We start from the raw sequence: 4,815 nt of genomic DNA on the forward strand, positions 1-4,815 counted from the left end.
GATTCTGCCGCCAGAGCCTGGGGGTGCAGGGGGCGGCGGCGATTGGCCGCCCCCTGCGCGCTCCTTGCGCCATTCGGTAAATAGGGCATGTGATGAATAAGGAGCGCAACCGGCTGAAAAGTTGAACAGAATTTCACCCTCAACCGGCACCCATCAAATCGCCACCAAATGCCTGACCCCCTGCGCTTCCATCTCTTCCCCGCGCCCGCGCTGAACGATCGTGCCGCGCGACATCACCAGATACTGATCGGCCAACTCGGCGGCAAAATCATAAAACTGCTCGACCAGCAAAATCGCCATATCGCCACGGTTAGCAAGGCTGCGGATCACTGCGCCGATCTCTTTGATCACCGACGGTTGGATCCCTTCGGTCGGCTCGTCGAGGATCAAAAGCTGCGGTTTGCAGGCCAGCGCCCGACCGATCGCCAGTTGCTGCTGCTGTCCGCCGGAGAGATCGCCGCCGCGCCGTTGCTTCATTTCGCGCAGCACCGGGAACAACGCATAAATGTCATCCGGTACGCCCCTGGCCTGCGCGCCGGAAAAGCGCGACAGCCCCATCAGCAGATTTTCTTCTACCGTCAGGCGAGGAAAAATCTCTCGCCCCTGCGGGACGTAGGCAATTCCCTGCTGCACCCGCTGATGCGGTTTGCTGCTATTGATCAGCTTCCCCTGCCAGTGAATGGTGCCGGATTTCGCCGGTATCAGCCCCATCAGACACTTGAGCAGCGTGGTTTTTCCCACACCGTTGCGCCCAAGCAGACAGGTGATTTCTCCCGGCGTGGTCTCAAACGACAGACCACGCAGAATATGGCTTCCGCCGTAATATTGATTTAATTCATTAACCTGCAACATATTAGCGCCCCAGATAAACGTCGATAACCTGCTCGTTGGCCTGAACTTCACGCAGCGAGCCCTCGGCCAGCACCTGCCCCTGATGCAGTACGGTGACATGGTCAGCAATGGTCTCCACAAAGCCCATGTCGTGCTCAACCACCATCAACGAATGCTTGCCCGCCAGCGTGCGGAACAGCTCGGCAATGTAGTCAGTTTCCGCGTCCGTCAGCCCAGCGGCGGGTTCGTCGAGCAGCAGTAAATGCGGCTCCTGCACCAGCAGCATGCCAATCTCCAGAAACTGTTTTTGCCCGTGCGAAAGCAGCCCCGACGGGCGGTGACGATGTGCGGTCAGCCTTAGCAGCTCCAGCACTTCGTCGATGCGATCCCGCTGCTCACCACTGAGCTTTGCCCGCAGGCAGGTCCAGACGGATTTATCCATCTTCTGGGCGATTTCGAGGTTTTCGGTCACGCTGAGCGCTTCAAACACCGTCGGCTTTTGAAATTTACGTCCAATTCCCGCCCGCGCGATTTCCACCGGCGACATGCCCATCAGGTCGATATTCTGGTCGTAGGTCACCTTGCCGTTGTCCGGCCGGGTTTTGCCGGTGATCACATCCATCAGCGTGGTTTTCCCCGCGCCGTTGGGGCCAATCACGCAGCGCAGCTCACCGACGCCAATCGACAGCGACAGGTCAGTCAGCGCACGAAACGAGTCAAAAGTGACGTTGATATTTTCTAACTGCAGCACCGGATCGGTAGTCCGCCGATAACGGTCCTGCGGCTGCGGTTGAGTGAACAGGGAATCAGTCATGCTTCCTCCGTTTGAGAAGACCAATCACACCGCGCGGCAAAAACAGCGTGACGAGGATAAACATCAGCCCGAGGAAGAAGAGCCAGAAATCCGGGAAGGCGACGGTGAAGTAGCTTTTGGCACCGTTAACGATCCCCGCGCCAAGGATTGGCCCAATCAGCGTTCCGCGCCCGCCCAGCGCCACCCAAATGGCGGCTTCAATTGAGTTAGTTGGCGACATTTCGCTGGGGTTGATGATCCCAACCTGCGGCACGTAAAGCGCGCCCGCCAGGCCGCACAGCACCGCCGAAAGCGTCCAGACAAACAGCTTGAAGCCTTTCGGATCGTAGCCGCAAAACATCAGCCGGTTTTCCGCATCGCGCACGGCGGTGAGGACGCGGCCGAACTTGCTGCGCGTCAGCATCACGCCAACCGCCAACGAACCGGCCAACAGCAGCACGGTCGCCACAAACAGCGCAATGCGCGTGCCGGTGGCCGACACCGGGAAGCCCAGCAGCGTGGTGAACCCGGTAAAACCGTTGTTACCGCCAAAGCCGGTTTCATTGCGGAAAAACAGCAGCATTCCGGCGTAGGTCAGCGCCTGAGTCATGATCGAGAAATAGACATCTTTAATCCGCGAGCGAAAAGCAAAATAACCAAACACCAGCGCCAGCAGGCCGGGCACGAGGATTATCAGGCACAGCGCCCAGGCAAAATGCTGAGTGCCCGCCCAGAACCACGGCATATCAGTCCACGAGAGAAAGGACATAAACGCTGGCATTCCGTCGCCTGCGGCCTGGCGCATCAGGTACATGCCCATCGCATAGCCACCCAGGGCGAAGAACAAACCATGCCCTAGCGACAGCAGCCCGGCATAGCCCCACACCAGATCCAGCGCTACTGCTACCACTGCGTAGCAGAGGATCTTGCCCAGCAGGGTTAGCGTGTAGGTGGAAATCGACAGCGGATTATCCGCCGGCAGCAGCGCGAAAAACGGCAGCACCAGCAGGGCCACCAGCACGACGATAGCCAGTGAACCGGTAAGGCGTGGCGCACGACGCGCCAAAGTTAACGTTATAGGTTGGCTCATCAGTCAATTACCCGCCCTTTGAATGCGAACAGCCCCTGTGGCCGCTTCTGAATAAACAGCACGACAAACACCAGAATGGCGATCTTACCCAGCACCGCGCCAATCTGCGGCTCAAGGACTTTGTTCAACACGCCCAGCCCCAGCGCCGCCACCACGGTCCCCGCCAGTTGGCCGACGCCGCCGGTGACCACCACCAGGAACGAGTCGATGATGTATCCCTGCCCCAGCTCCGGCCCGACGTTTCCCAGCTGCGATAGCGCCACGCCGCCCAGCCCGGCAATCCCGGAACCTAAGCCGAAGGCCAGCATATCGACGCGCCCGGTCGGCACGCCGCAGCAGTCGGCCATGCGGCGGTTTTGCGTCACCGCGCGGACGTTCATCCCCAATCGGGTTTTATTGAGCAGCAGCCAGGTCAGCGCCAACACGCCCACCACGAAGATAATCACCGCGATACGGTTGTACGGCAGTACCAGATTCGGCAGCACGCTCCAGCCGCCGGAGAGCCACGCCGGGTTGGCGACCTCCAGGTTTTGTGTTCCAAACAGCATGCGCACCAGTTGAATCAGCATCAGGCTGATCCCCCAGGTCGCCAGCAGGGTTTCCAGCGGGCGGCCATACAGATGACGAATAATGCTGCGTTCGAGGATCATGCCCACCGCGGCGGTGATGAAGAAGGCTACCGGCAGCGCCACCAGCGGATAGAGTGCCAGCCACTCCGGGGCAAAACGTTGAAACAGATTCTGCACAAGCCAGGTCGAATACGCCCCGAGCATCAGCATTTCGCCGTGGGCCATATTGATAACGCCGAGCAGACCGTAGGTAATCGCCAGCCCCAGTGCCGCCAGCAGCAGAATGGAGCCCAGGGAAATACCGCTGAACGCCTGCCCCAGCCAGTCGCCCCATTTCAGGCGCTGCTGCACCTGTTTGAGACTTTCCGCTGCCGCCGCACGCACCGCCGCATCGGGTTCATTTTGCGGCTGGGCCAGACGGCTCAGGCTGCCCTGTACCTGCGGATCGTTAGATTCACCGAGAAGCTTCACCGCGCTCAGGCGCTGTTCGGCACGAGGATCGGAAAGCTGTAGGTTGGCCACCGCAATCGCCAACGCCGTTTTCACTTGCTCATCCGACTCGGCCGCCAAACGTGCGCTCAGCATGGGTAGCTGATCCCACTGGGCGCCGTTTTGCAGGGTTAGCGCCGCGCTTAGTCGCACTTTCGGGTCATCACTCACCAACTGATGCGCAGCCAGCGCGCTGGCGATAAGGCCGCGAATGCGATTGTTCATAAAGATTTTTTTGCTGGTACCTGACGGTGCAGCGGTGCCTTCCAGCGATACCAGTGTGCCGTTGCGTTCGCTAAACAAGTGGCCGTGCTCATCACTCACCACCGATTCCCCGCTCAAGGCTTCCAGCAGCGGTAGCCGCGATGCCTGTGGGTCAGCCGCCCACTGCTGGAGCAATTTAGCCTGCTCGCTACGGCTGGCCTTACCATAATCGGCAGCAGGCCCTGCCAGCGCCGAAGCGCTCGTAAACAGGCTGCAGAAAAGGAGAAATACGAAAGCGGGAAATAATATCCCCTGCTTTATTCTCATCGTGACATTCATCGTTGAATTCCTGTTGGTATACAAGATGGAATTCAATTAGCAAGGTACATGCCAATAAGGTAACACCCTGTTTTTTATTGATTTAAAATAAACCATTCCGATTTGAAGAAATAAACCCGCACCGAAAGAGAACAGTGCCGCACGGTAATAGCGCAGTACGTCATAGGAAAAATAAATATCTAGACGGGGAGGTAAAATAAGAATTGATGATATTCGCCTGAGGTTTTTTATTCATCCATCAGGCCTGTTTTCATTCTCGGATTATGACGCTATCAAGCCATGCTCGCTCAGCCTTGAAGGGGTGTAATGTTGGTGAGTTCGGCGCAACATTCCGTTCACTTTATGTTTGGCAGTAAATGAAACATTGGCATCTGTGAACGGGCTAAGGGGGGCGCCGCGCCCCCCTTAGCAATCCCCGCGGCCCCGCGGTGAAATCGGTGCTTCGCACTGCGTTCGCCTCCGAACTCCTGTCTCTTATACACATCTGACGCTGCCGACGA

General features: G+C 58.2%; 4 protein-coding genes. All 4 read right to left on the reverse strand.

What is annotated here, in order from left to right; all coding sequences use genetic code 11:
• Positions 1 to 153: 153 nt before the first annotated feature.
• From urtE to urtB, 4 genes are read right to left on the reverse strand one after another with little or no spacing between them, the layout of a single operon-like run.
• On the reverse strand, positions 154 to 852 hold the full coding sequence (gene urtE, locus KP80_RS22010; RefSeq protein WP_052285769.1) for an urea ABC transporter ATP-binding subunit UrtE: 699 nt from the start codon (positions 850 to 852) through the stop codon (positions 154 to 156).
• Between the two features lies 1 nt (position 853).
• Positions 854 to 1,645: an urea ABC transporter ATP-binding protein UrtD gene (urtD, locus tag KP80_RS22015; protein WP_052285770.1), complete on the reverse strand. Its 792-nt coding sequence runs from the start codon at positions 1,643 to 1,645 to the stop codon at positions 854 to 856.
• The gene (gene urtC / locus KP80_RS22020) at positions 1,638 to 2,714 is read right to left on the reverse strand and encodes an urea ABC transporter permease subunit UrtC (RefSeq protein WP_052285771.1); all 1,077 of its coding nucleotides are present in this window, start codon (positions 2,712 to 2,714) and stop codon (positions 1,638 to 1,640) included. Before urtC ends, urtD begins: the two co-directional genes overlap by 8 nt.
• Positions 2,714 to 4,315 carry an urea ABC transporter permease subunit UrtB gene (gene urtB, locus KP80_RS22025; protein ID WP_231625949.1) on the reverse strand — a complete coding sequence of 534 codons (1,602 nt, stop codon included), beginning with the start codon at positions 4,313 to 4,315 and terminating at the stop codon, positions 2,714 to 2,716. Before urtB ends, urtC begins: the two co-directional genes overlap by 1 nt.
• Between the last annotated feature and the right edge of the window lie 500 nt (positions 4,316 to 4,815).

The organism is Kluyvera genomosp. 1, from assembly GCF_001266615.1.
In the GTDB taxonomy this organism is placed as follows: Bacteria; Pseudomonadota; Gammaproteobacteria; order Enterobacterales; family Enterobacteriaceae; genus Kluyvera; species Kluyvera cryocrescens_A.

Excerpts from the sequence above, each read along its gene's own strand:
- urtE (WP_052285769.1), bottom strand. The coding sequence starts at position 852 with ATGTTGCAGGTTAATGAATTAAATCAATATTACGGCGGAAGCCATATT.
- urtD (WP_052285770.1), bottom strand. The coding sequence starts at position 1,645 with ATGACTGATTCCCTGTTCACTCAACCGCAGCCGCAGGACCGTTATCGG.
- urtC (WP_052285771.1), bottom strand. The coding sequence starts at position 2,714 with ATGAGCCAACCTATAACGTTAACTTTGGCGCGTCGTGCGCCACGCCTT.
- urtB (WP_231625949.1), bottom strand. The coding sequence starts at position 4,315 with ATGAATGTCACGATGAGAATAAAGCAGGGGATATTATTTCCCGCTTTC.